Source organism: Acinetobacter lwoffii (genome assembly GCF_024129735.1).
Lineage (GTDB): Bacteria > Pseudomonadota > Gammaproteobacteria > Pseudomonadales > Moraxellaceae > Acinetobacter > Acinetobacter lwoffii_H.
This window is the reverse complement of the sequence record NZ_JAMXXK010000138.1, coordinates 1-209: the sequence shown is the minus strand read 5'-3', so window position 1 is coordinate 209 and position 209 is coordinate 1. Positions and strand designations below refer to the sequence as shown.

General features: G+C 39.7%; 1 pseudogene. It reads right to left on the bottom strand.

The features are described from left to right. Positions 1-90: 90 nt before the first annotated feature. Positions 91-209: pseudogene (locus NI469_RS15815) on the bottom strand (IS5/IS1182 family transposase); the annotation flags it as partial.

Sequence of the window (209 nt, the reverse complement as noted above, 5' to 3'; positions counted from 1 at the left end):
GTTTGAAGCAATGTACTATGATAAGATTAACCCGTTAGGTCAGGTGGCCTAACTTAAATAAAAAAGTCTCCGACAAACCCGGTACGGTTCACTGAGTTTATCTCCTAATAATTTAATGCAGTGCATCTTAGTTTCAACCAAACTTCGCCGATGATAGCTTGACCATTTTGTTCATAGTGTCCTGCCTAAACGTGCAACTGTTCGAAGTA